This window comes from Cellulosimicrobium sp. Marseille-Q4280, from assembly GCF_943181405.1.
In the GTDB taxonomy this organism is placed as follows: Bacteria; Actinomycetota; Actinomycetes; order Actinomycetales; family Cellulomonadaceae; genus Cellulosimicrobium.
Genome location: NZ_CALPBY010000002.1, coordinates 314,510 through 338,934 on the forward strand (window position 1 = coordinate 314,510; position 24,425 = coordinate 338,934).

Here is a 24,425-nt window from a genome sequence, read left to right on the forward strand (position 1 = left end):
GCGTCAGCCTATCGGCAGGAGCCAGCGCGCGAGCGTCGTGCCGGCCGGTGCGCCGGGGCGGGCGTGGGGACTGTGCAGCAGGTGGGTGAGCCGGGCGCCGCGCGGCGGGCCGACGGACGGGCCCGACGGCGCGGCTCCCGCGACGATGCGTCCGGGCCCCGGGCCGACGATGCCGGGTGTCGTCGTCACGCACAGCTCGTCGACGAGGTCGGCGCGCAGCAGGTCGCCGAGGAGCGACGGCCCGCCTTCCGTGAGCACGCGACGCAGGCCGCGCCCGGCGAGCGCCGCAAGGCCGGCGGCCAGGTCGACGTCAGGCTCGGAGCCGGCGGACCCGCCGCCGTCCGACGTGTCGCCGTCGGTGACGAGGAGGCGGTCCTCGGGAAGTCCGCGCTCGCGCACGATCCTCGCTCCGGTGCGGCCCGTGATGACGAACGGCGGACGCTGAGCGCCCGTGAGGTGCTCGGGGACGAGGCCCGTGCGCGTCACGACCGCGAGCTCGAGCGGCGCCTCGTGGAGGTGCTCGAGACCGCGAGGACGGCCCAGCGTCGTGTAGCGCTCGGCACGGGCCGTGCCGGCGCCGACCAGCACGACGTCGGCGAGGGCGCGCAGCACGCGGAAGACGCGCCAGTCCGCGTCGTCGTTGATGGACCCGGAGCGTCGGTCGGGTCCCCACGCGGCGCCGTCGATGCTCGCGACCATGTTGGCGCGCACGGTCGACGAGCCGCGCGCGGGCGGGCCGTCCGCGTAGAGCGCGGCGAGCTCGTCCTCGCGGGGGTCCGGGTCGATCCTCCGCGGCGCGGGGAGCAGGAGGTCGAGCGGCGGCAGGTCGTCCCGTCCCGCGGGCGGCTCGCCGATCGAGGGCACCGAGGGCGTGGACCCGGGCGTGGGCGTCGTGGCAGAAGTCACAGCGGCCACGGTAGCGGCAGGCGTAGGCTGGATCCTCGTGACTTCAGCGCCAGCCACCGGCGGGACCACCGCGCCGACGGGTTCGACCGGACCGGACCCCGCCCCGCGAGACCCGGGATCGCGGGAGCAGGTCGCGCGCGTCGCCGCCCTCGCGGCCGTCCGGCCGTCCGTCCCGCCGTCACGGCTGCTCGCCGACCTCGTCCCGCCGCCGCACTTCGCCGACGCGCGGTTCGCCACGTACCGCGCCAACCCGCGGTACCCCAGCCAGGAGCGGACCGTCGCGCGGCTCGAGGAGGTCGCCGCCGCCGTCGTGAAGCCCCCGCGCAAGGGTCTCTTCGCACGCCGCACCACGGCCCCCGCCGTGTACATGGACGGCGGGTTCGGCGTCGGCAAGACGCACCTGCTCACCTCGCTCGCGCACGCCGTGGGGCTCGACGTCAGCGCGTACGGCACGTTCGTCGAGTACACGAACCTCGTCGGGGCGCTCGGGTTCCTGGCGACCGTCGAGGCGCTCGCGACGAAGAAGCTCGTGTGCATCGACGAGTTCGAGCTCGACGACCCGGGCGACACCGTGCTCATGTCGCGCCTGCTGCGCGAGCTCGCGGACCGCGGCGTCGCGCTCGCCGCGACGTCGAACACGCTGCCCGAGGCGCTCGGCGAGGGCCGGTTCGCCGCCGAGGACTTCCTGCGCGAGATCCAGGCGCTCGCCGCGCGGTTCGAGGTGCTGCGGGTCGACGGCGAGGACTACCGCCACCGCGCGGTCGTCACCGACTCGGCACCGCTGCCCGAGGACGTCGTGCGGACGACCGCGGCGAGCGTGCCGGGGGCGACGCTCGACGCCTTCGACGACGTGCTCGCCCACCTGACGCACGTGCACCCGAGCCGGTACGGCGCGATGCTCGACGGCGTCGCGGCCGTCGCCCTCACGGGCGTGCACGCCGTCACCGAGCAGTCCGCGGCGCTGCGCCTCGTCGTGCTCGTCGACCGCCTGTACGACCGGGACGTGCCCGTCCTGCTCGGCGGCGCGGGGGAGGCGGGCCTGTTCACCGACGAGATGCTGCGCGGCGGGTACCGCAAGAAGTACTACCGCGCGCTGTCCCGCCTCGGCTCGCTCGCGGAGGACGGCCGCGCCCTCGTCTCCCGCCCGCAGGACTGACGCAGAACCGCGTCAGGTCGCGGCGAGGCGCCGCTTCTCGACCTCGACGTCGAAGTCGGCCGGCGGCCAGCCGAGGTCGAACCGGCGCAGCGCGTCGAGCAGGAGCTCGCTCACCGCGAGACGGGCGAACCACTTGCGGTCGGCGGGGATGACGTGCCACGGCGCGATCTCGGTGTTCGTGCGGTCGAGGACCGTCTGGTAGGCGTCCTGGTACGCGGGCCACTTCGAGCGTGAGTCGACGTCGCTCGGGTTGTACTTCCAGAACTTGTCCGGGCGCTCGAGCCGCTCCCCGAGCCGGGCGCGCTGCTCCTCGAACGACACCAGGAGCGCGACCTTGACGATCGTGGTCCCCGACGAGACGACCTTCTCCTCGAAGCGGTTGATCTCGTCGTACCGCTTCTCGAGGACGTCGTCGGGCACGAGCGAGTCGACGCGCGCGACGAGCACGTCCTCGTAGTGCGACCGGTCGAACACGCCGATGTGCCCGGGGCGCGGAAGGGCGCGCCGGATGCGCCAGAGGAAGTGGTGCCGCAGCTCCTCGGGTGTCGGGACGCCGAACGAGCGGTGCGCGACGCCCTGCGGGTCGACGAGCCCGACGACGTGCCGCACGATCCCGCCCTTGCCGGAGGTGTCCATGCCCTGGAGGACGAGCAGCACCGACCGCGAGCCACCCGACCGGCCCTCGGCGAACAGCCGCTCCTGCAGGTCCGACAGCTCGTCGGCGTGGTGCGCGACGAGCGCCTCGCCGGCGGCCTTGTCCCCGCTGAAACCGGGGGTGGAGTGCCGGTCGAACGCCGCGAGGTCGAAGCCCGACGGCGCGCGCAGCACCTCCGTCGGCGGGGCGTCCCAGTCGGGGGCCGTGCCACCCGCGGCACCGGACCTCTTCGCGGATGCGCCGGACGTCGCGGAGGACCCCTTGCCGGAGTGCTTCCCCCCGCCGTGCTTGCCTCCGTGCTTGCCGGAGTGCTTGCCCGACGTCTTCGTGCCCGAGCTCTTGTGGGACTTCTTCTTCGCCGCAGCCATGGGCGTGAGCGTAGTCACACCCAGGACACGACGGCGACGGAACGCGCGGGAAGGTCGACGATCCGTCCCCGGACCTCCGTCGCCGGGTCCCACGCCGCGAGCAGTCGGGGCGAGCCGCCGAGGGCGAGCTGCAGGGTCCGACGTCGGCGGCCCAGGTTCACGGCGACGGCGATCGTCCGGCGCTCCACGACGAAGGCCGGCCCGTCCTCGGGGCCACGTCTGCCCTCCTCGCCGGACGCGTCGTCGTCCGCGCCCTCGGGGCCGTGCACCGTCACCGCCGACAGGTCACCGGAGCGCACGTCGGCGCGCGTGCGCAGCCCGACGAGGGTGCGGTACCAGTCGAGCAGGCGCGCGTGGTCGCCGTCGTGACGCTCGGACCAGTCGAGCACGCTCGCGTCGCGCGTCGCGGGGTCCTGCGGGTCGGGCACGACCGGGCCCCCGTCCACCGCGCCCCAGCCGTGCCCGGCGAACTCCGCGGCGCGGCCCTCCCGGACCGCCCGGGCGAGCTCCGGGTCGTCGTGGTCGGTGAAGAACTGCCACGGCGTCGACGCCCCCCACTCCTCGCCCATGAAGAGCATCGGGGTGAACGGGGACAGCAGCACGAGCGCCGCGGACGTCGCGAGACCTCCGGGGTCGAGCGTCGCCGACGGCCGGTCGCCCTGCGCGCGGTTGCCCACCTGGTCGTGGTTCTGGGTGCACACGACGAACGCGTGCCCGTCGGTCCCCTCGGGCACCGGCCGGCCCCAGGGCGTGCCGCGGAACGTCGACCACGTGCCGTCGTGGACGAACACACCCGTCAGCGCCTTGCGCAGCACGGCGACCGACCCGAAGTCGACGTAGTAGCCGTCGCGCTCCCCGGTGAGGAGCGCGTGCAGCGCGTGGTGCACGTCGTCGGCCCACTGCGCGCGCATGCCGCGACCGCCCTGCTCGACGGCCGTCACGGTCGCCGGGTCGTTCTCGTCGGACTCGGCGATCAGGGTGAGCGGGCGGCCCAGCTCCTGCTCGACGCGGTCGACCCGCCGCGCGAGCTCGGCGAGCACGTGGGTCGGCGAGTCGTCGACGAGCGCGTGGACCGCGTCGAGACGCAGCGCGTCCACGTGGAACTCGACGAACCAGCGCTCCGCGTTGTCGACGACCCACTCGCGCACCTCACGGCTGCCCGAGCGGTCGAGGTTGACCGCCGCACCCCACGGCGTGTGGTGGGCGTCCGTGAAGTACGGCCCGAACTCGGGCAGGTAGTTCCCGGACGGACCCAGGTGGTTGTAGACGACGTCGAGCACGACGGCGAGACCTCGCGCGTGCGCGGCGTCGACGAAGCGCTGCAGCGCGCGCGGCCCCCCGTAGGGCTCGTGCACCGCGTAGAGGTGGACGCCGTCGTACCCCCAGCCCCGGCGGCCCCCGAAGGCCGCGACGGGCAGGAGCTCGACCGCGCCGACGCCGAGGTCGACGAGGTGGTCCAGGCGGCCGATCGCGGCGTCGAGCGTGCCCTCCTCCGTGAACGTCCCGACGTGCAGCTCGTACAGGACCTCGCCGCGCACGTCGCGACCTGCCCAGCCGTCGTCGGTCCAGGCGAACGACGGGTCGAACGTGCGGCTCGGACCGTGCACCCCGTAGGGCTGCCACGGGCTGCGCGGGTCCGGGCGGCCGGGACCGTCGTCGACCGCGAAGCCGTAGTCCGTCCCTCCCGGCAGCTCGTGGTCGTAGCCCCACCAGCCCGGGACGTGCGCCCCGACGAGACGCAGCGACTCCCTGCGGGCGTCGTCGAACGTGCCCGAGCCCGGCCGTGGGAGGAGCAGCTCGACGGTCCGCGCGGTCGGCGCCCACACGAGCGGTCGAGGTCCCGGCACGGAGAGCATCGGGGTCCCGCGCGGCGGTGGGGCCGGCGTCATGCGCCACCCGCCTCGACGAGCAGCGCGACCGGCAGGTCCGCCAGGAGCTCGGCGACCAGGACCGGCCCTGCGGGGTGCACGCGGTCAGTGAGCACGTCCCGCCACCCGCCGGTCGCGGCAGGCAGCGCGACGACGTGGTCGCGCCACCCGCCGAGACGCCGGACCGTGCCCTGCAGGCGGGTCGCGACCGTCACCGCGCGCGGCGTGCCGTCGAGCGTACGGGCGAAGGCGAGCGCGCACGGGGTCGACGTGGCGACGGGCGAGTAGCCCGCCCCGGGCCCGACGAAGGCCTCCGGGAGGTCGCGACGCAGCCGCAGCGCGCGCGACGTGACGAGGAGCTTCTCGTCGGCGAGCGTCCGTGCGCCGCTGCCCTCGTCGAGCCGTGCGAGGCGTTGGTCGAGGTCGCGGACGTCCACCGGGCGCCGGTTGTCCGGGTCCACGAGCGTGGGGGAGTATCCCTCGCTGCCCTGGTACACGTCCGCGACCCCCGGGGCGGTGAGCTGCGCGAGCTTGATGCCGAGGCTCGCCGCGCGCAGCTCCTCGCGGTGGTCGTGGGACCAGCGCGCGAACGCGGTGAGGACCGCCGGGTCCTCCAGCGCGCGCCGCGCGAGGTCCTCGACCGCGCGCTCGTACGCCTCGTCGGGGCTCGTCCACGACGTGCGGACCTTGGCCTCGCGCAGCGCCTTGCGCAGGTAGTCGACGAGACGGTCGGCCGCGATCACCCGGTGCTCGTCGCCGGAGCCCGCCGGCCTGTCGGCGGCATCGGTCCTGTCGGTCGCGGCCCGCGCGTCGGGCAGCCACGTGCCCGCGACCGTCTGCCACAGCAGGTTCTCGGCGAGCCCGTCGACGAGCACGCCGCGGTACGGGGCGCTCGCGGACCGGACCTCCTCGACGAGCCGTGACCAGCCGGTCGCGTCCTCGGCGAGGACCCCGAGCGCCGCGCGGGTGTCCTCGCCGCGCTTCGTGTCGTGCGTCGACCCGGCCGTGAGCGCGAGCGGTGTGAGCGCCGAGAAGCGCTGGGCGAAGGCGTGCCAGTCGTGCACCCCGAGGCTGAACCGGTCCGGCTCGCCGCCGACCTCGCACAGGCTCGAGAGCTCGGTCCAGCGGTAGAACGCGGTGTCCTCGACACCCTTCGCGGTCACCGCGCCGCACACCTGCTGGAACCGGACGACGAGCTCGTCGCGGCGCGCCTCGCGGCGGCGCCCCGCGCTCCCGACCTCGCGCCCGAGCACGAGGTCGACGACGACGTCGAGCGTGTCGCCGCGCTGCGGGTCCAGGCGCGCGCGGGCGCGCGCCGCGGCCTCCTCGACGGCACGCACGGCCTCGTGCCGCGGCGTGACGCCGGGCTCGACGTAGGCCCGGTACCGGTCGAACGCGACGAGCAGCTCGCGCAGGCACTGGTGCAGGGCGCGCCACGTGTGGTCGCGCAGGCGCGGGTCGTCGTGGCAGACCGCGGCCGCGAGGTCCGTCAGGCGGTGGACCTCCGCGTACAGCGGTCCGGCCACGACCTCGTGCTTGGCCTGCTCGACGACGCCCTCGAGCCCACCCGCCAGGTCGCCGGTGAGACGTGTCATCACCGCGTCGAGCCCGGCGCGACCGCCCGGGTCGACGAAGAGCTGCTGGAGGCGCCACGCGACGTCGTACCCGGTGGTGCCGACCGTGGCCCAGTCCGGCGGCACCTGCTCGTCGCCCGCGAGGATCTTCTCGACGACGACCCAGGCGCCGTCCGTGCGCTCGGCGAGCCGGTCGAGGTACTGCCCGGGGTCGGCGAGCCCGTCCGGGTGGTCGATGCGCAGGCCGTCGACGACCCCGGACGTCACGAGCTCGAGCAGGAGCGCGTGCGTCGCGTCGAACACGGCCTCGTCCTCGACGCGCACCGCGACGAGCGAGCCGACGTCGAAGAACCGCCGGTAGTTGAGCTCCTCGTCGCCGACGCGCCAGAACGCCAGGCGGTAGTGCTGCCGCTCGACGAGCTCGGCGAGGGGGAGGTCCTGCGTGCCCTCGCGCACGGGGAACACGTGCTCGAAGTACCGCAGGACGGTCGTGCGCGTCCCGCCCGGAGCGTCGTCGGCCGCGACGTCGGAGCGTGGGTCGACCGTGCCGTCGTCGGGCGCGTCGGGGACGACGATCTCGTCGAGGACGAGGTCGCCCGCGGCGAGCGCGTCCCCGAGCCGCACGCCGAGCACGGGCATGAGCAGCGCCCCCTCCCCGGCGGACCAGTCGACGTCGAACCACGACGCGTACGGCGACTCGGGGCCGTCCGCGAGCACGGACCACAGCGCGCGGTTGTGCCATGCGGGCGTCGGGACGGCCATGTGGTTGGGCACGACGTCGAGCACGATCCCGAGCCCCGCGTCCCGCGCGGCCGCGGCGAGCCGGTCGAGCCCGGCGCGGCCGCCCATCTCGGCGCTGATGCGGGAGTGGTCGACGACGTCGTAGCCGTGCGTCGATCCCGGCGCCGCCTGGAGCACGGGGGACAGGTAGAGGTGCGTGACGCCGAGGCGCGCGAGATACGGCACCTGGCGCGCGGCGGCGTCGAACGTGAGGTCCGGCCCGAGCTGGAGCCGGTAGGTCGAGACCGGGGCGGCCCGGTGCGACGGCGCGCCCGGCTCCGGGTCGCGCACGGCCTCGCCCGTCCGCTCCGTCGCCGTGCCGGTCATGCGCCCCGTCACCGGAGCGGAGGCCGGGTCAGGACGATCGAGCTGCGGCCCGTGACGGGCACGGTGTCGCCCGGGCGGAGCTCGTCGCCGAGGTCGACCGTGCCGTCCGTGTCGAGCACGACGGACCACGACTCGCCGTACTCCGCGCCCGGGACCGTGAACTCGAGCACGTCGTGGTGCGCGTTGAGGAGCAGCAGGAACGAGTCGTCGACGATCGGCTCGCCGCGGCGGTCCGTCTCCGGGATCGCGTCGCCGTTGAGGAACACCATCACGGACCGTGCGAACGCCTGGTTCCAGTCCTCGGAGTCCATGCGCGAGCCCGTGATGTCGAGCCACTCGATGTCCGGCAGGTGCGCGGCGTCGTCCGCCGTGTCCTCGGCGCCGCGTCCCACGAAGAAGCGCCGTCGGTGCAGCACGGGGTGGTCGCGGCGCAGCCACACGACGCGGCGGGCGAACTCGAGCAGCGCGCGGCGCTCCTCGGCGTCCGGGTCCGCGGGCACGTCGTCGTCGTGCGACGGCGGCTCCGCCGAGTGGGCGTCGTCGACGATGCCGCGCCAGTCCATCCACGTGATCTCGCTGTCCTGGCAGTACCCGTTGTTGTTGCCGCCCTGGGTCCGGGCGATCTCGTCGCCGTGCGCGAGCATGGGCACGCCCTGGGACAGGAGGAGCGTCGTGAGGAAGTTGCGGCGCTGGCGGGCGCGCAGCGCCCGGACCTCGGGGTCGTCGGTCGGACCCTCGACGCCGCAGTTCCACGAGCGGTTGTGGTTCTCGCCGTCCTTGTTGTCCTCGCCGTTCGCCTCGTTGTGCTTGTGGTCGTACGACACGAGGTCGTTGAGCGTGAAGCCGTCGTGCGCGGTGACGAAGTTGATCGACGCGATGGGCTTGCGCCCGCTGTGCTCGTAGAGGTCCGACGACCCCGTGAGCCGGCTCGCGAACTCGGGCAGCGTCGAGGACTGGCCGCGCCAGAAGTCGCGCACCGTGTCGCGGTAGTCGCCGTTCCACTCGGTCCACAGCGGCGGGAAGCCACCCACCTGGTAGCCGCCCGAGCCGAGGTCCCACGGCTCGGCGATGAGCTTCACCTGGGAGATGACCGGGTCCTGCTGCACGATGTCGAAGAAGGCCGAGAGGCGGTCGACCTCGTGGAACTGGCGCGCGAGCGTCGCCGCGAGGTCGAACCGGAACCCGTCGACGTGCATCTCCGTCACCCAGTACCGCAGCGAGTCCATGATGAGCTGCAGCACGTGCGGCGAGCGCATGAGCAGCGAGTTGCCCGTGCCCGTGGTGTCGAAGTAGTGCGCCTCGTCGCCGTCGACCAGGCGGTAGTAGGCCTTGTTGTCGATGCCGCGGAAGCTCAGGGTGGGCCCCATGTGGTTGCCCTCGGCCGTGTGGTTGTACACGACGTCGAGGATCACCTCGATGCCCGCCTCGTGCAGCGCCTTGACCATGGACTTGAACTCCATAACCTGCTGGCCGCGCGTCCCGTAGGCCACGTACCCGTTGTGGGGCGCGAAGAAGCCGATCGTGTTGTAGCCCCAGTAGTTCGACAACCCCTTCTCGACCAGGTTCGGGTCGTTGACGAACTGGTGCACGGGCATGAGCTCGACCGCCGTGACGCCGAGCGTCACGAGGTGCTCGATCACCGACGGGTGCGCCATGCCCGCGTAGGTCCCGCGCAGCTCCTCGGGCACGTCCGGGTGGAGCATCGTCATGCCCTTGACGTGCGCCTCGTAGATCACGCTGTCGTGGTAGTCCCGGTTCGGCGGGCGGTCGTGGCCCCAGTCGAAGAACGGGTTCACCACGACGGAGACCATCGTGTGCTCGGCGGAGTCGTCGTCGTTGAGCGCGGCGCCCGACGACGGTCGCCCGGTCTCCCCGTCGCCGCCGGCGTCGGGGGCCTCGCCGGCGTCCGCGCCGTCACCGGCGGCACCGGGGGCGGCCGCGTCCGGCTGGTCCTCGCCGAACCGGTACGAGAACAGCGACTCGTCGCCGTCGATCTGACCCTCGATCGCCTTGGCGTACGGGTCGAGGAGGAGCTTCGACGGGTTGCACCGGTGCCCGTTCGCCGGGTCGTACGGACCGTGCACGCGGTAGCCGTAGCGGGTACCGGGGTCGACGCCGGGGAGGTAGACGTGCCACACGTGGGCGTCGACCTCCTCCACCTCGACGCGCTGCTCGGTGCCGTCGTCGTGGAGCAGGCACAGCTCGACGCGCTCGGCGACCTCGGAGAAGAGGGCGAAGTTGGTCCCCGAGCCGTCGTAGGTGGCCCCGAGGGGGTAGGGGTGGCCAGGCCAGGTCTGCATCCCCAGAGGATGTCACGGGCCACCGACCGTCGCCCTGGGGAGTCGCCGTCGGGACTGAGACGCGCACCACATCTCATTGTCGGTAAAAAAGTGTGCCAAGCAGGCGTCGTCGTCTCCGCACGAACCCGTCCTGGCCGCACCACCGAGCCCGGACGAGGGACCGCGTGCGGGTGCCCGGGGGACCTGGTAGACCCGTGGCATGAGCACCGACCCGCGCCGCACCGACGATCTCAACCAGTCCGACATCGCCTCGGCCCGGCTGTCCCCGCACCGCGACGACGAGGAGGAGCGCGGAGACGTCCTGACGGGGGGCGACGCGACGAAGGCGCCGCACTCGTTGTCGGAGACCGAGCGACGTCCGATCGAGGGGGCGTCGTCCGGGACGTCGTGGGACGACCCCGACGAGCTCTGAGCCGGGCGGGCCGCACCACGGGCCGCACCGGCCGGTCTGCGCGCGGCCCGGTCGCGGGAGGGCTCAGTCCAGTCGCGGCAGACGCGCGGCGTCGACGGGCAGGATGCGGGGCATCCCGGCGGGCGCGACGGCGCTGAGCGCGAGGTAGCGCGCCTCGGCGCGGTGCAGGCGGATGTGCTCGTCGACGGTCCAGTCCGGTCCGTTCGTCAGGACCATCCCGCACGAGCACTCGATCGTCACGCGGCCCGACCCGTCCTCGCGCACCTGGCCCGTGGTGACGTGCGCGGCGCGCGCACCCGCCTTGGCCCGGCGCATCGACGCGCTCACGGGTTCGGGCCGCTCCACGTCGTGGGTGCCGCAGCCTGAGGTCGCGCTGTCGAGGGTCGGGGGAGCGAGTTCCACGGGACGAGCCTAGACGCCGGCGGTGCGGGCGGTCGGCGCGTCCTCCTCGGCGTCGTCGTGCGAGTGGGCGAGGCCGAGGGCGTGCGCGCGCTCGTGCTCGCGCTCCGCCGCCTCGCGCGCGGCGATGCGCGCGCGGACCTCCTCGCGGCGCAGCGGCGGGACCGTCGGCGGCGGCTGGCGGCGCTCGGGGAGCTCGTCGAGCAGGCGCGCGACGATCTCCTGGATCTCCGACACGGCGCGCTCGAACGGCTCCTCCGTCGCGGCGCTCGTGCGCTGGATCCCGGTCACCTTGCGGACGAACTGACGGGAGGCGGCCTCGACCTCCTCCTCCGTCGCCGGGGGGACGAGGCCGCGCAGGGTCGTGATGTTCCGGCACATGCCCTCGACCGTACGCCGGGCGCCGCCGCCCGGGGAAGGGCGCGTGCACGGGACACTACGGGGGTGGACCCGATCGCCCGCCTCCTCGCCGCGCCGCCCGACCTGCCCGTGGGGGGCCACCTGGCCGAGGTCGTCGGCGGCGCGCACGACGTCGGGGCCGTCGTCGTCCAGGCGCCGCCCGGCACCGGCAAGACGACGCTCGTCCCGCCGGCCCTCGCGGACGCGCTGGAGGGGCGCGTCGTCGTGACGCAGCCCCGCCGGCTCGCCGCGCGCGCCGCGGCGCGGCGCCTCGCGTCCCTGCTCGGCGAGGAGCTCGGCGGCACCGTCGGGTACACCGTGCGCGGCGAGTCGCGGACGTCGCGGCGCACCCGGGTCGAGATCGTCACGACCGGCACGCTCGTGCGCAGGCTCCAGCGCGACCCCGAGCTGCCGGGCGTGGCCGCCGTCGTCCTGGACGAGGTGCACGAGCGCCACCTGGAGGACGACCTCGTCCTCGCCCTCCTGGCGGACGTGCGCGAGAACCTACGTGACGACCTCGTCCTCGTCGCGATGTCCGCGACCGTCGAGGCCGAGCGCACCGCCCGGGTGCTCGTGGGTCGTGCCGGTACGGACCGGGACGTCGTCCCGGTGGTGCGCGTCGAGGGCGCGCTCCACCCGGTCGACGTCGTCTGGTGCCCGGCGAGGGGTCCGCGCACCGACGCCCGGGGTACGGCGCGCGCGTTCTGCGACCACGTCGTCGCCACGACCCGCCGGGCGCTGGACGAGCGCACGGGCGACGTGCTGGTGTTCGTGCCGGGAGCACGCGAGGTGGACCTCGTGTCGCGGGGTCTCGCCGGCGTGGACGCGGACGTGCGCCCGCTGCACGGCCGTCTGCCCCCGCGCGAGCAGGACCGGGCGCTCGATCCCGGTCCGCGACGCCGGGTCGTGGTCTCGACCGCGGTGGCGGAGTCCTCGATCACGGTCCCCGGCGTGCGGGTCGTCGTCGACGCCGGGCTCGCGCGCGAGCCGCGCACCGACGTGCGCCGCGGCCTGCCCGGCCTCGTGACGGTCGCGGTGAGCCGGGCGGGCGCGGAGCAGCGCGCAGGCCGAGCAGGCCGTGAGGCGCCGGGGGCGGTGTACCGGTGCTGGTCGGAGGGCGATCACGCGCGCCTCTTACGGCACCCGGAGCCGGAGATCCGGACCGGCGACCTCACCGGGTTCGCGCTCGAGCTCGCGTGCTGGGGCAGTCCCGACGGCGCCGGGCTCGCGCTCCTGGACCCGCCGCCCCCGGCCGCCTTCGCTGCGGCGCGCGACGTGCTGCACGGGCTGGGCGCGGTCGGGCCGGACGGCGTGACACCCCTCGGGCGCCGCATCGCCGCGGTCCCCGCCGACCCGCGTCGTGCGCGAGCGCTGCTCGACGCCGTCCCCGGGGTCGGCGCGCGACGTGCGGCAGAGGTCGTCGCGCTGCTGTCGGAGGACGTCCGTGCGCCGGGTGCCGACCTGCCTGCCGCGCTGCGCGGGTTGCGCCGCGGCGGACCGGGTTCCGCCGCCTGGGCGGCGCAGCGGGACCGGCTCGAGCGTGTCGCACGGGACGCGGTCGACGCTGCCACCGGTCGGCGACCGGCGGACGCCGATGGAGGCCCGCGCCTGCCCGACGACGCCGCGGTCGGCCACGTCGTCGCGCTCGCCCACCCGGACCGGGTCGCGCGCCTACGGCCCGGTGGGGAGTCGTACCTGATGGTGTCGGGTGCCGGCGCGTCCCTGCCCCCGGGTTCGCCGCTGCAGGGCATGCCCTGGCTCGCCGTCGCGGACGTGGACCGCGCCGCGGGCCGCGCGGACGCCGTCGTCCGGTCCGCGGCTCCCCTGGACGAGGCGACGGCGCGCGCCGCGGCCGCGGGCGAGCTCCGGACGTCGGGCGTCGTCGAGTGGGAGTCGGGCCGCGTGCGCGCGTCGCGCGTGACGTCGCTCGGCGCGATCGAGCTCGTGCGCGACCCGTGGCGGGACCCGCCCGCCGACGCGGTCGCCGCGGCGGTTCGCGACGGGCTGCGCCGGGACGGGCTCGACTCCCTCCGGTGGAGCGAGGGTGCGGTCCGGCTGCGCGACCGGCTCCGGTTCCTGCACCGCGTTGTGGGGGAGCCGTGGCCCGCCGTCGACGACGACGCGCTCCTGGACGGTCTCGACGCCTGGCTCGGTCCCGACCTGCCCGCCGTCGCCCGGGGGAGGGGCGCGGACCTCGTCGGCGCGCTGCGCCGGCTCCTGCCGTGGCCCGAGGCGGCGCGGCTCGACGAGCTCGCGCCCGAGCGCCTCGAGGTCCCGAGCGGGTCACGCGTGGCCGTGAGCTACGCCGAGGACCAGCCGGTGCTCGCCGTGCGGCTCCAGGAGACGTTCGGCTGGACCCGCACGCCGCGCGTCGCGGGCGGTCGCGTGCCCGTGCTCCTGCACCTGCTCTCCCCGGCGGGCCGACCCGCCGCGGTCACGGCCGACCTGGAGTCGTTCTGGGTCCAGGGCTACCCGCAGGTGCGCGCGGAGCTCCGCGGCCGGTACCCGAAGCACGCGTGGCCGGAGGACCCCACCACGGCGGCGCCGCTGCGCGGCACCCCGCGGCCACGACGTCGGGACTGACCGAGCTCCGGGAGCTCGGGCTCCGAGCGGGGTCGTCGTGGTCAGGCGAACCGGGCGGACACCGCGACCGACTCGCCGACGTCGAGCCGGACGTCCGCGAGCCGGATGCCTGCCGGCAGCTCGGCCGCGAGGTCGACGGTCTGGCCCTGCGCCTCGTCGACGTGCTTGCGCGCCGCGAGCAGGGCGGCGGCGACCACCGGGTTGCGGCTCGTCAGGCTCAGCTCCCGCACGGTGAGGACCATCGCCGCGTCGACCTCGATGCTCGCCCGCGCATGGATGCTCGCCGACAGGATGCCCTTGCGGACACGGGCGAACCCGGTTCCTCGAGCGGAGCGTGATCCCGTCGACTCGATCTCGACGTCGAAGGAGGAGAGGGAGAGGCCGCCCAGCGTGCGGAGCGGCTCCTCGACCAGCCGGCGCGCGGTCGCGACGAGCGCGTCCTGCGGTGCGGCGACGCGCACGTGCCCGACGAGCGGCGCGTCGTCGTCCGGTTCCACCGTCTCGACGCCGAGCGACCCGTCCGTGCCCTCGACCCACCGGAACGGCACGTCCTGCGCCTCGAGCACGAGGTCGACGGGGACGCCTTCCATCGTGACGGGGTGCGCGTCGACGCGCAGGCGCCGCAGGACGCCGTCCTCGCGCGCGGCCGCGTCGGCGGGCACCGGAGCCGCACGCTCGTCGGTGGGCGTGGCGTCGCCGTCCGCCGAGAGCGTCGGCCTGACGACCACTCCGCTGAGGTCGACGTCGAGGGTCAGGACGTCCGGGCCGTCGACGGTCGCGCTCACGCGCAGCCGGTCGAGGTGCTCGACCGCACCCTCCGCGAGGTCGCCCGCGACCTCCTCCACCAGCGCGGACCGCACACGTGCGGCCAGCTCGGCACCGGTCACCGGGCGGGGCGCGCGGCCCAGCAGCAGGACGTCGGGCCGGTCGTCGGCCCGACGGCGATCGTCGGTGCTGATGTCCTCGGTCGTGCGATCGTGCGCCATGGCGGTGAGCGTAGCGGGCGCGGGTGGCGACGGTTCGGCACGTCGCGGACAGGGCGCGGCCGGACCTCACGACGACGCAGGACCCCCGACGACAGCGGGCCGCTCCGGAGTGCTCCGGAACGGCCCGTGCTGATGCTCGGTGGGCGATACTGGGATCGAACCAGTGACCTCTTCCGTGTCAGGGAAGCGCGCTACCGCTGCGCCAATCGCCCGAGTGGCAACCCCGAGGAGTGCTTCAGGGTTGCTGCTCGCGAGGTGGAGATGGGATTCGAACCCACGTATACGGCTTTGCAGGCCGCTGCCTCGCCTCTCGGCCACTCCACCGTGAGACACGTCCTCTCTCTCGCTCTCGAGAGAGCCGGTCTGAGAAGGGCCTCCGAGCGGATGACGGGATTCGAACCCGCGACCCTCACCTTGGCAAGGTGATGCTCTACCAACTGAGCCACATCCGCGCGGCCGGACTGTCGGAGGACGTCGATCGAGACTCGAAGGTCGAGAGATCGTGCGTACCCGGCGTTCCGGCGCGTCCACATACTAGCCGACTTTCGGCCGAGTTCCCGCATCCGGGGGGCACGTCGGTGTGCGGTGGGCTACGCGCGCGTGCACCCGGCCCGAGGGACGCGAAAGGCCGCCCCGGTCATGCCGGGACGGCCTTCGTGTCGTGCTGGTGGGCGATACTGGGATCGAACCAGTGACCTCTTCCGTGTCAGGGAAGCGCGCTACCGCTGCGCCAATCGCCCAGGTGGTCCTGCAGGTGGTGCTGGTACTGCGTAGGAGGTGGAGATGGGATTCGAACCCACGTATACGGCTTTGCAGGCCGCTGCCTCGCCTCTCGGCCACTCCACCGCGACCTGCTCCGACGCCCCCGAGGGAGCCGTCGAGAGTGGGCCTCCGAGCGGATGACGGGATTCGAACCCGCGACCCTCACCTTGGCAAGGTGATGCTCTACCAACTGAGCCACATCCGCGCGGCCGGTCCTTCAGAAGACCCTTTCGGTGTCCCCGGCGTTCCGGCGCGTCCCAGACATTAGTCGACCGGAGCGCCCGACGTCCAACCGGGGCTTGGCCCGCCGTCAGCCTGCCGTCAGCCTGCCGTCAGCCTGCGGTCGGCGGACACGGGGTTCGGGGCGACGCGGCCGGCGAGGCGATGGGTAGCGTGGGCCCGTGCCAGGACCTGGGAGGACGCCCGACGACGCCGGGGCTGCGCGCTTCTCCGGCCGCGCCGCGCGCGGCGTGCTCGAGTGCGTCGACGTGCGGCGTACGCCCGAGCGGCTGCGCACCGGAGGTCCCTGGTTCGTCGTCGCCGACTTCGACGGGCCCGAGGTCGGCGGGCGCGTGCGCGCCTGGCGCTTCGCCGAGCGCGTCGAGGCCGACGACGCGACCTGGTCCGCCACCGACGGCACCGGAGGCGCCGACGCGACCGGCAGCCCCGAGGGTGCCGCCGCGCCGGTGTGGCAGGGCCCCGCGCCGACGTCGTGGACGAGCTCGCTGAGCCGCCAGGCGTACGAGAGCGCTGTCGCGCACGTGCGTGACGAGGTGCGCGAGGGCGAGGTCTACCAGGCGAACGTGTGCCGCGTCCTGAGCGCGCCTCTCGTTCCCGGCGGCGCGGGCGAGCCGGACGCGCAGGCCCTCGCCCGGCGTCTGGCCCGTGGGAACCCGGCCCCGTACGCGGGCATGGTGCACGTCCCGGCGAGCAGCGGCGTCGACCCGGTGTGGGTCGTCAGCGCGTCCCCGGAGCTGTTCCTGGAGCTGCGCGACGGCGTGCTCACGTCGGGGCCGATCAAGGGGACCGCCCCCACCGCGGACGGGCTCACCGCGAAGGACCACGCCGAGAACGTCATGATCACCGACCTCGTGCGCAACGACCTCCAGCGCGTGTGCGACCCCGGGACGGTCGAGGTCACGGACCTGCTCGCCGTGGAGGAGCACCCCGGGCTCGTGCACCTCGTCAGCCGCGTCGCCGGCCGGGTGCGCGACGACGTGCTCGACGCGCCCGACCGGTGGCGGCGCGTGCTCGACGCGACGTTCCCGCCCGCGTCCGTCTCCGGCGCACCGAAGTCCTCCGCCCTGCGGGTCATCGCCGCGCTCGAGACGGCGCCGCGCGGCCCGTACTGCGGGGCGGTCGGGTGGGTCGACGGCGACGACGCGGTCCTCGCGGTCGGGATCCGCACGTTCTGGTGGTCGGACGGCGTGCTGCGGTTCGGGACCGGAGCGGGCATCACGTGGGGGAGCGACCCCGCGCGCGAGTGGGAGGAGACGGAGCTCAAGGCGCGCCGCCTCGTCGGGCTCGCCTCCGGCACACTGGAACCATGACGCAGCCGTTGCCGACTCCCGGAGCTCCGACCGCACCGCCCGAGAACCTCGTCGTGTGGGCGGACGGCCGTCTCGTCACGCCGGGCGACCGAGCCCTGAGCGCCGTCGACCACGGCATCACCGTCGGCGACGGGGTGTTCGAGACGTGCGCGGTGTTCGACGACCAGGCGTTCGCCCTCACACGGCACCTGCGCCGCCTCGCCCGCTCCGCCCGCGGCCTGGGTCTGGACGCGCCCGACGACGCCCTCGTGCGCGACGCCGTCGCGCAGGTCCTCGACGAGGCGCGCACCCGGGCGTCGGGCGGCGCGGGCGCGGTCGGCCGGCTGCGCATCACCGTCACCGCGGGGATCGGGCCGCTCGGGTCGGGCCGCACTCCCGGCGCGCAGACGGTCGTGGTCGCGGCCGGTCCGGCGACGATCGTGGCCCGCGGACGGGCCGTGCGCTCGCCCTGGACGCGCAACGAGCGGTCGGCCGTCGCGGGCCTCAAGACGACGTCGTACGCCGAGAACGTCGTCGCGCTCGCCGACGCCGTCGCGAAGGGCGGCGACGAGGCGCTCCTCGCGAACACGCAGGGCGAGCTGTGCGAGGGGACGGGCGCCAACGTCTTCGTGGAGCGCGACGGCGAGCTCGTCACGCCGCTGCTGTCGTCGGGGTGCCTCGCGGGCATCACGCGCGAGCTGCTCCTCGAGTGGGCCGCCGAGGACGGGCTGCCCGTGCGGGAGGCGTTCCCGGGCGAGCTGCCGTTCGACGTGCTCGACGAGGTGACCGACGGCCGTGCCGGGCTGCTGCTGACCGGGTCCGTGCGCAACGTGCAGCCCGTCGCGTGGCTCGACGGCGTCGACGTGGAGGCGGGGACCGTGTCGCTCGCGGCCCGGGAGCTGTTCGAGCGCAGGCGGCGCGAGCGCCTCGATCCGTGACCGTTCGTGCCGGTTTCTCGATCCGGTCCGGTTCAGGCTAGTATCGACCTCGCACTCGGGCGATTGGCGCAGTGGTAGCGCGCTTCGTTCACACCGAAGAGGTCACTGGTTCGAACCCAGTATCGCCCACCGAGACGAGAGGCCCCCGGGCCGGCGGAAGACGCCGGTCCGGGGGCCTCTTGCTGTCCGTTCCGGCGCCCGGGCCGGAGCCGTCCCGCCGGCCGAGCCGCAGGAGGCGGACGTCAGGACGTCGGGACGAGGACGCCGTCCAGAACGTCGGGCAGGTCGGCGACGCTGTCGACGACGTGCGTGTGCGGCGCCGCCTCGAGGACGTCACGTGGCACGCCGCCGCTGAGGACGCCGACCACGAGTCCCGCACCCGCGTTGGTCCCGGCCTCGAGGTCCAGCACGGTGTCGCCGACCGTGAGCACCTGCCGCACGTCGGTGACGCCCGTGCGCTCCATCGCGCGGAAGACCATGTAGGGCGCGGGCCGCCCGGCCGGGACGTCGTCGGTGGTCACGACGGCGTCGACGACGCCGTCCTGCCAGCCGAGACGCTCGAGCAGGAGCCCGGTCACGTCGGCGGAGAACCCCGTGGTGAGGGCGATCCTCGCGCCGAGCCCGCGCAGCACGGCGAACGCGTCGAGGACGCCCGGCATGGGGACGGGCGGGTCGGCGTCGTACGCCTCGCGCAGGAGGCGCTCGAAGTCGACGAAGGTCTTCTCGACGGCGGACGTGTCGCCCCCGAGCTCGAGCAGGGCGCGGATGGCGGTGCGCTTGTCCGCGCCCATCCAGCGTGCGACGTCGGTGACGGTGGCGGAGCTGCCGTGCCGGGCCACGGCGTCGTGCAGCGCGCGGTAGACGGCGCTGCCCTCCTCGACGGTGGTGCCGGCGACGTCCAGGGCGGCGAGTGCGATCACGGTGTGGTTCCTTCCGAGGGTGTGCGGGGTCGTGGTGCGGCGGGTGCGTGCGGTCCGTCAGGCGCCCGGGGCCGGCTCGGCCCGATCGGGCTCGACGTGGTCGAGGCCCGCGCGGTCGAGCACCTCGACGGCGAGGCCGAGGCCGGTCGTCATGCCGATGCCCGTGGTGAGCGTGGCGACGTGGACGCCGGGCTCGGGCTCGGCGAGGAGGACCTCCCGGTCGGGGGCGGTCGCGTAGGTGCCCTGCCAGCGCTCGACGACGCGCAGGTCGTCGCGGCCGAGCAGGTCGGTCCCGAGGCGCAGCAGGACGTCGTAGCCGGCCTCGTCCTGGAACACGGGCGCGTCGACGTCGCGCACGTGCGTGTCGCCGAGGATCAGGGTCCCGTCCTCCTGCGGGGTGGTCATGAGGTTGACGTCCCACGCGGCCCCGTCGGGGTCCGCCGCGGCGAGCTCGGCGGCGACGTCCGCCGCGGACGGGCACGCCGCGAGCGCCGCGTACCGGACCGTCGACCAGCCGGTGAGGAGCGGCGTCGTGAGCGGGATCCGTGAGCCGGGCCGGACGCGCAGCATGTGCAGGCGGCACCTGCGGAGCCCGGCGTGGGCAGCGACGTCGGGCAGGAGCCGGTCGAGGTCGTGGTGCGTCGCGACGACGACGAGGTCTGCCGTCAGCGTGCCGCGGGTCGTCTCGACGCGGCCGGTCGACACCGCGCGCGCCGCGGTGCGCCACAGGAACCGCACGCCGTGCGCCTCGAGCCACGCGGCGAGCGCCGGCGCAGCCGACCGCGGGTCGACCTGCAGGTCGAGCGGGAGGAACGCGCCACCGACCACGGCGTCCGGTCGCACGGGCAGGACCGCGCGGACGTCGCCGGCGTCGAGGAGGCGTACCTCGTCGTCGCCGCGCTGCTCGGCGAGCTCCGCGAGCAGGCGCATCTCGGCGGCCGTCCGGGCGACGACGTGCGTCCCCGTCCGCGCGACCCGGAAGCCCGCGGCTGCGCCGAGCGCGAGCCAGCGTTCGCGCGCGGCGAGCGCGTACGCCCGGGCCTGCCCGGCCTGGGCCGTCACGCACACGTGGCCGAAGTTCTGGACGGACGAGCCGACGACGCCCGCCGCCTGCTCGACCACGGTCACGCGGTGGCCGCGCCGGTGCGCCTCGGCGGCCACGCCGAGGCCGACGACGCCTGCGCCGACCACGACGACGTGCTGACCGCGGTACGACGCACTGCGCCCCTCGGGGGAGATCGTGCTCATGGTGTCCTCTCAGTGCCGCGGGCGGCGTTCACCTGCGGGCCATCCGGCCCGGGTACGGTCCGCGCGTGACCAGGTCGACCGAGATCGTGCGCGTGCTGTCCGACGAGCTGACCCGCCTCCCGTCCGGGAGCCGGGTCGCGTCGGAGGCGGACGTCGGGCGCCGGTTCGGCGTCGGCCGCGCCGCCGCCCGGGCGGCGCTCGAGGAGCTCGAGCGCCGCATGCTCGTGAGCCGCATCCAGGGCGTCGGCACGTTCACGCGGCGTCGGGTCGACTACCTCGTCGCGCCGGGCCGCGCCCCGTCGTGGAGCCGGACCCTGCGGGAGGCCGGGGCGACACCTCGCACGGTCGTCCTCGCGTGCGACGAGGTGCCGCTGCCCGACGACGTCGCCGCGGCGCTCGCCTGCGCGGCGGGCACGCCGGGGTTCCGCCTGGTCCGCCGGTCGTTCATCGACGGCATGCCCGCGGCCTGGGGCGTGGAGTGGCTGGCGACGAGCCTCGTGCCGGAGCTGCCCGCCGCCCTGCGGCACGAGGAGTCGCTCGACGCGATCCTCCGCTCGACGGCACGCGTGCTGCCGGAGCGCGCGTGGACGCGCGCCAGCATGGAGTCCGCGCCGGAGGAGGCGAGCACGGGCCTCGGCTGCCGGCCCGGCGACCCGGCGTGGCTCATCGCGAGCCTCGCGCGCGACGCCGTGGACGGGCGTCCGCTGCTGTCGACCGAGCGGTGGGTGCGCGCGGACGCGGTGCGGGTCGTCGTCGAGCTCGGCGAGGGCTGAGGCCCTCCGTACCCGGACGCCGTGCCGGCTCACGGGGCCACCGCCGTGCGGGGCGCGGCGGCGGGCGGCCCGGTGAGAAGCGCGCCGACCGAGGCGAGGTCGACGGCCGGGGTCACGAGCTCGTGCCACGGGGCGACGTCCCGGGTCCGGGAGAGCAGGTCGAGGGCGGCGCGCAGGTGGTGCGGCTCGTAGTTGTGCACCCCGGTGACCGTGAGCCAGCCGCGCACGACCCGTTCGGGGTCGAGCGGCACCTCGGGGCCGGGCGCCACGGAGCCGGCGAGGACCAGACGACCGCCGACGTCGAGGACGTCGAGCGCGCGAGCGACCGCGGTGCTCGCGCCCGACAGCTCGATCGCGACGTCGACGAGGCCGACGGGTTCGTCCGTGGCGCGCGCGGACGTCGCGCCGAACCGGAGCGCGAGGCCGCGGCGGCCGGGGTCGGGGTCGGTCACGACGATCTCCGCCGCCCCCGCGTCCCGCGCCGCCGCGACGGCCGTGATGCCGAGCATCCCGGCGCCGCTGACGAGCACGCGCCGTCCCTCGAGCGGTCCTGCCGCCTCGACGGCCGCCATGACGGTCGCGGTCGCGCAGCCCGCGGGCGCCGCGACCGCGTCGGGCAGGCCGTCGGGCACCCGGGCGAGCGTCGCGCCGTCGGGCAGGACGACGTGGCGCGCGTAGGTGCCGCTGAGCGGCCACTCGGACGCGAACGCCTCGTGCCCCACCTTGCGGACCGCACGGCACTTCGCGCTGCGGCCGGTGAGGCAGCGGTCGCACGCGCCGCACGCCACGGTCACGCCCCACACGACGCGGTCGCCCACGGCGAGCGGCACGCCGTCGTCGGCGAGCGGGGCGTCCGGGCCGAGGCGGACCACGTCGCCGACGGCCTCGTGCCCGAGGACCGACGGGGCGGGCGCCGACCGGCGCCCCGACACGGTGTGCCGGTCGCTGCCGCACACGGTCGTGAGGCGGACGCGGACGAGGACCTCGCGCGGCTTGAGATCGGGCAGCGGGACCTCGGTCAGACGGACCACGTCACCGCCCTCCCAGAGCGCGACGGTGGTCAGGTCAGCTGTGCGCGGATCCATCCGGAGAGCCTCTCGATGAGCAGGACGACGACGAACACGAGGAGGACGATCCCGCCGGCCACCTCGAAGTGGAGGGTGCGGATCGCTTCGAAGAGCAGGAAGCCGACGCCGCCCGCGCCGACGATCCCGAGGATCGTGGACGTGCGGATGTTGACGTCCAGGAGGTAGAGCGACGACCCGACGATCGACGGCATGCCCTGCGGGAGGACGGCGGAGAACAGGACCTTCCACCACCCGCCGCCCACGGAGCGCACGGCCTCGGCGGCGTCGGTCGGGATCTCCTCGACGGCGTCGGCGACGAGCTTGCCGAGGAAGCCGATCGACCCGATACCGAGCGCCATCGCGCCCGCGACGGGGCCGAGCCCGACCGCCGCGACGAACACGACCGCGAGGATGAGCTCGGGGATCGCGCGGACGACGAGGATCGTCGTGCGCGCCGCCGCGTGGACCACGGGGTGGGGCGCGACCGTCCGTGCCGCCAGGAGGCCGAGCGGGAGCGACAGCACGACGCCGATCCCCGTGGCGACGAGCCCGATCGCGAGCGTCTGGAGCATCGCCTCCCACAGCGCCGGGCCGAGCGACGTGAGGTCGGGGGGGAACATCCGGCCGGCGACCGCGAACAGGTCCGGTATCGAGGTGACGAGCTCGCGCGGGTCGATGTCGAGCCGGACGAACGAGAAGACCGTGAGAGCGAGCGCTGCTGCGCCCGACGCGAGGCGCACCACCCGGTCGCGGTGGTAGCGCGGTCGGCGCGGCGCGAGCAGCGAGCGGCGGATCGCCATGGACACCAGCTCCATGGCGGCCACCAGGACGAGGATCACGGCGACGATCCCGAGCGCCTTCGGGTACACGAGGCCGCGCAGGGCGTCCTGCAGCGCGAACCCGATGCCGCCGGCCCCGACGAACCCGAGCACGACCGACGTGCGGAGGTTGATGTCGACGCGGTAGACGAACGCCGAGACCCACGCCGGCACCACCTGGGGCACGACGCCGTTGAGCAGCTCGCGCAGCCGCCCGACGCCCACGCTGCGGACCGCCTCGCGCGGGCCGGGGTCGGCGTCCTCGATCGCGTCGGCGAAGAGCTTGCCGAGCATCCCGACGGAGTGCAGCGCGAGCGCGAGGACGCCCGGCAGGACGCCGAGACCCAGCGCCCGCACGAAGAGCACGGCGAACACCAGGTCCGGCACGGCGCGGCAGAACGTGATGACGCCGCGGGCGAGCGTGGCGACCAGGGGGTGCGGCGTCGTCGTGCGGGCGGCGAGGAACGCGAGCGGCACCGACAGGACCGTGGCGAGCACGGTGCCGAGGAACGCCATGAGGACCGTGTCGAGGGCGAGCGTCGCGACGCGGGCCGGGTCGTCGAGGCGCGGCGGCATCATCCGCTCGACGAGGTTCGCCACGTCCTCGCCGCCCGCGACGAGGGTCGGGAGGTCGAGGCCGATCGACGACGCCGCGCCGAGCGTGAGCAGCACCGACCCGCCGGCGAGCCAGCGCAGCGTGCGCTGCTGCCGGGTGGGCCGGGGCCGGACGGGGAACCTGCCCCCGGACCGGTCGTCCCCGTGCGGCGTGGACCGCGACGGTGCAGGCAGCGGCCGGTGGGGCGCCGGGGCCGGGGCCGTCACGCGCTCGCCCCGACGGCCACGGGCTCGGCCGGCGTCCCGGGCGCGACCCGCCGGTAGATCGCCATGGCCTCGTCCTTGGTGAGCCCCGCGGCGGGGCGGTCGAGCACCTTCTCGCCGTGCCGCAGACCGACGAGGCGGTCCGCCCAGCCGAGCGCCAGGTCGACCTGGTGCAGGGTGCACACCACGGTGAGCCCTTCCTCGGCGCACACCCGGACGAACAGGTCCATCACCGCACCCGCGTTCTCGGGGTCGAGCGACGCGACCGGCTCGTCCGCGAGGACGAGCTGCGGGCGCTGCATGAGCGTGCGCGCGATCGCGACACGCTGCTGCTGCCCGCCGGAGAGCGTGTCCGCGCGCTGGTACGCCTGGTCGGCGAGGCCGACGCGCTCGATGTGGGCCAGCGCCTCCTCGCGCATCCGGCGCGGGTACGTCGCGATGCCGTACCGCGGCCCGCGCACGCGACCCAGGCCGCCGACGAGCACGTTCTCCAGGCACGTGAGCCGCCCGACGAGGTTGAACTGCTGGAACACAAAGCCCACGTCGGTGCGCAGCCGGCGCAGCTCGCGCGACGACGCGCGGTCGACGCGCGTTCCGGCCACCTCGACCTCCCCCGAGGTCGGGCGGTGCAGCCCGTTGAGGCAGCGCAGGAGCGTCGACTTGCCCGAGCCCGAGAGACCGAGCAGGACGAGCAGCTCGCCGCGCGCGACGTCGAGGTCGACCCCCGCGAGGGCCGTCGTCCCGTCGAACTCCTTGACGAGACCACGGACCCTCACGAGGGGCTCGCCCGCCGTCGGACCTGCGGGGGGACCGGGGACGGTACTGCCCGCGGTGGTCG

The 24,425-nt window shown here is 75.1% G+C and carries 19 protein-coding genes and 7 tRNA genes; 7 read left to right on the forward strand and 19 right to left on the reverse strand.

The features are described 5' to 3' along the window. Nucleotides 1–3: 3 nt before the first annotated feature. Nucleotides 4–906: a dihydrofolate reductase family protein gene (locus NFS20_RS06125; protein ID WP_251150859.1), complete on the reverse strand. Its 903-nt coding sequence runs from the start codon at nt 904–906 to the stop codon at nt 4–6. Between the two features lie 37 nt (nt 907–943). Here NFS20_RS06125 and zapE point away from each other — a divergent pair, with 37 nt between their 5' ends. Beyond that, nucleotides 944–2,062 (forward strand): cell division protein ZapE, encoded by a 1,119-nt coding sequence (gene zapE / locus NFS20_RS06130; RefSeq protein WP_251150860.1) that lies wholly within the window; start codon nt 944–946, stop codon nt 2,060–2,062. 12 nt (nt 2,063–2,074) lie between these two features. Here the strand turns inward: zapE and NFS20_RS06135 are convergent, their stop codons facing one another. From NFS20_RS06135 to glgX, 4 genes are read right to left on the reverse strand one after another with little or no spacing between them, the layout of a single operon-like run. Then, nucleotides 2,075–3,085, reverse strand: coding sequence for a PPK2 family polyphosphate kinase (locus NFS20_RS06135; protein WP_251150861.1), 1,011 nt, complete (start codon nt 3,083–3,085; stop codon nt 2,075–2,077). A 14-nt stretch (nt 3,086–3,099) separates the two neighbouring features. Beyond that, complete coding sequence (treZ, locus tag NFS20_RS06140) at nt 3,100–4,941, reverse strand: malto-oligosyltrehalose trehalohydrolase (RefSeq protein ID WP_502800795.1); 1,842 nt, start codon at nt 4,939–4,941, stop codon at nt 3,100–3,102. Between the two features lie 29 nt (nt 4,942–4,970). Then, nucleotides 4,971–7,634, reverse strand: coding sequence for a malto-oligosyltrehalose synthase (gene treY, locus NFS20_RS06145; protein ID WP_251150863.1), 2,664 nt, complete (start codon nt 7,632–7,634; stop codon nt 4,971–4,973). A gap of 8 nt (nt 7,635–7,642) precedes the next feature. Then, a complete protein-coding gene (gene glgX / locus NFS20_RS06150; protein ID WP_251150864.1) occupies nt 7,643–9,934 on the reverse strand; it encodes a glycogen debranching protein GlgX in 2,292 nt (763 codons plus the stop codon). A 199-nt stretch (nt 9,935–10,133) separates the two neighbouring features. Here glgX and NFS20_RS06155 point away from each other — a divergent pair, with 199 nt between their 5' ends. Further along, nucleotides 10,134–10,346 carry a hypothetical protein gene (locus NFS20_RS06155; RefSeq protein ID WP_251150865.1) on the forward strand — a complete coding sequence of 71 codons (213 nt, stop codon included), beginning with the start codon at nt 10,134–10,136 and terminating at the stop codon, nt 10,344–10,346. Nucleotides 10,347–10,409: 63 nt separating this feature from the next. Here the strand turns inward: NFS20_RS06155 and NFS20_RS06160 are convergent, their stop codons facing one another. Together NFS20_RS06160 and NFS20_RS06165 are read right to left on the reverse strand one after the other, a co-directional pair. Continuing rightward, the gene (locus NFS20_RS06160) at nt 10,410–10,748 is read right to left on the reverse strand and encodes a hypothetical protein (protein WP_251150866.1); all 339 of its coding nucleotides are present in this window, start codon (nt 10,746–10,748) and stop codon (nt 10,410–10,412) included. A 9-nt stretch (nt 10,749–10,757) separates the two neighbouring features. Continuing rightward, the gene (locus NFS20_RS06165) at nt 10,758–11,126 is read right to left on the reverse strand and encodes a DUF2277 domain-containing protein (RefSeq protein WP_251150867.1); all 369 of its coding nucleotides are present in this window, start codon (nt 11,124–11,126) and stop codon (nt 10,758–10,760) included. Nucleotides 11,127–11,189: 63 nt separating this feature from the next. On the opposite strand from NFS20_RS06165, the gene hrpB reads away from it, so the two are divergent. Further along, nucleotides 11,190–13,727, forward strand: coding sequence for an ATP-dependent helicase HrpB (gene hrpB, locus NFS20_RS06170; protein ID WP_251150868.1), 2,538 nt, complete (start codon nt 11,190–11,192; stop codon nt 13,725–13,727). A gap of 41 nt (nt 13,728–13,768) precedes the next feature. Here hrpB and NFS20_RS06175 read toward each other — a convergent pair whose 3' ends face one another. From NFS20_RS06175 to NFS20_RS06205, 7 genes are all read right to left on the reverse strand, one after another. Continuing rightward, a complete protein-coding gene (locus NFS20_RS06175; protein ID WP_251150869.1) occupies nt 13,769–14,713 on the reverse strand; it encodes a hypothetical protein in 945 nt (314 codons plus the stop codon). Between the two features lie 140 nt (nt 14,714–14,853). Continuing rightward, nucleotides 14,854–14,925 (reverse strand) — tRNA-Val (locus NFS20_RS06180). A 41-nt stretch (nt 14,926–14,966) separates the two neighbouring features. Beyond that, nucleotides 14,967–15,037: transfer RNA gene (locus tag NFS20_RS06185), tRNA-Cys, on the reverse strand. Between the two features lie 55 nt (nt 15,038–15,092). Beyond that, nucleotides 15,093–15,165, reverse strand: a tRNA-Gly gene (locus tag NFS20_RS06190). Between the two features lie 213 nt (nt 15,166–15,378). Next, a tRNA-Val gene (locus tag NFS20_RS06195) sits at nt 15,379–15,453 on the reverse strand. 35 nt (nt 15,454–15,488) lie between these two features. Beyond that, nucleotides 15,489–15,559, reverse strand: a tRNA-Cys gene (locus tag NFS20_RS06200). A 48-nt stretch (nt 15,560–15,607) separates the two neighbouring features. Beyond that, nucleotides 15,608–15,680: transfer RNA gene (locus NFS20_RS06205), tRNA-Gly, on the reverse strand. Between the two features lie 196 nt (nt 15,681–15,876). On the opposite strand from NFS20_RS06205, the gene NFS20_RS06210 reads away from it, so the two are divergent. The 3 genes from NFS20_RS06210 to NFS20_RS06220 all read left to right on the forward strand — a co-directional run bounded on the left by NFS20_RS06210 (nt 15,877) and on the right by NFS20_RS06220 (nt 18,071). Next, nucleotides 15,877–17,025 carry a chorismate-binding protein gene (locus NFS20_RS06210; RefSeq protein ID WP_251150870.1) on the forward strand — a complete coding sequence of 383 codons (1,149 nt, stop codon included), beginning with the start codon at nt 15,877–15,879 and terminating at the stop codon, nt 17,023–17,025. Continuing rightward, nucleotides 17,022–17,942, forward strand: a complete 921-nt coding sequence (locus NFS20_RS06215) for an aminotransferase class IV (RefSeq protein WP_251150871.1) — start codon at nt 17,022–17,024, stop codon at nt 17,940–17,942. Before NFS20_RS06210 ends, NFS20_RS06215 begins: the two co-directional genes overlap by 4 nt. A gap of 57 nt (nt 17,943–17,999) precedes the next feature. Continuing rightward, nucleotides 18,000–18,071 (forward strand) — tRNA-Val (locus NFS20_RS06220). A 113-nt stretch (nt 18,072–18,184) separates the two neighbouring features. On the opposite strand, the gene NFS20_RS06225 is transcribed toward NFS20_RS06220, so the two are convergent. Together NFS20_RS06225 and NFS20_RS06230 are read right to left on the reverse strand one after the other, a co-directional pair. Further along, nucleotides 18,185–18,862, reverse strand: a complete 678-nt coding sequence (locus NFS20_RS06225; protein WP_251150872.1) for a phosphonatase-like hydrolase — start codon at nt 18,860–18,862, stop codon at nt 18,185–18,187. 57 nt (nt 18,863–18,919) lie between these two features. Beyond that, on the reverse strand, nt 18,920–20,110 hold the full coding sequence (locus NFS20_RS06230) for a TIGR03364 family FAD-dependent oxidoreductase (RefSeq protein WP_251150873.1): 1,191 nt from the start codon (nt 20,108–20,110) through the stop codon (nt 18,920–18,922). Between the two features lie 65 nt (nt 20,111–20,175). On the opposite strand from NFS20_RS06230, the gene NFS20_RS06235 reads away from it, so the two are divergent. Continuing rightward, nucleotides 20,176–20,883: a GntR family transcriptional regulator gene (locus NFS20_RS06235; protein WP_251150874.1), complete on the forward strand. Its 708-nt coding sequence runs from the start codon at nt 20,176–20,178 to the stop codon at nt 20,881–20,883. A 29-nt stretch (nt 20,884–20,912) separates the two neighbouring features. Here NFS20_RS06235 and NFS20_RS06240 read toward each other — a convergent pair whose 3' ends face one another. Genes NFS20_RS06240 through phnC form a run of 3 tightly spaced genes read right to left on the reverse strand, consistent with a single transcriptional unit; the run spans nt 20,913 to nt 24,363 of the window. Then, on the reverse strand, nt 20,913–21,968 hold the full coding sequence (locus NFS20_RS06240; RefSeq protein WP_251150875.1) for a zinc-binding dehydrogenase: 1,056 nt from the start codon (nt 21,966–21,968) through the stop codon (nt 20,913–20,915). Continuing rightward, nucleotides 21,944–23,590 carry a phosphonate ABC transporter, permease protein PhnE gene (gene phnE / locus NFS20_RS06245; RefSeq protein WP_251150876.1) on the reverse strand — a complete coding sequence of 549 codons (1,647 nt, stop codon included), beginning with the start codon at nt 23,588–23,590 and terminating at the stop codon, nt 21,944–21,946. Before phnE ends, NFS20_RS06240 begins: the two co-directional genes overlap by 25 nt. Next, nucleotides 23,587–24,363, reverse strand: coding sequence for a phosphonate ABC transporter ATP-binding protein (gene phnC / locus NFS20_RS06250; protein WP_251150877.1), 777 nt, complete (start codon nt 24,361–24,363; stop codon nt 23,587–23,589). The genes phnE and phnC overlap by 4 nt, the downstream gene beginning before the upstream one ends. Between the last annotated feature and the right edge of the window lie 62 nt (nt 24,364–24,425).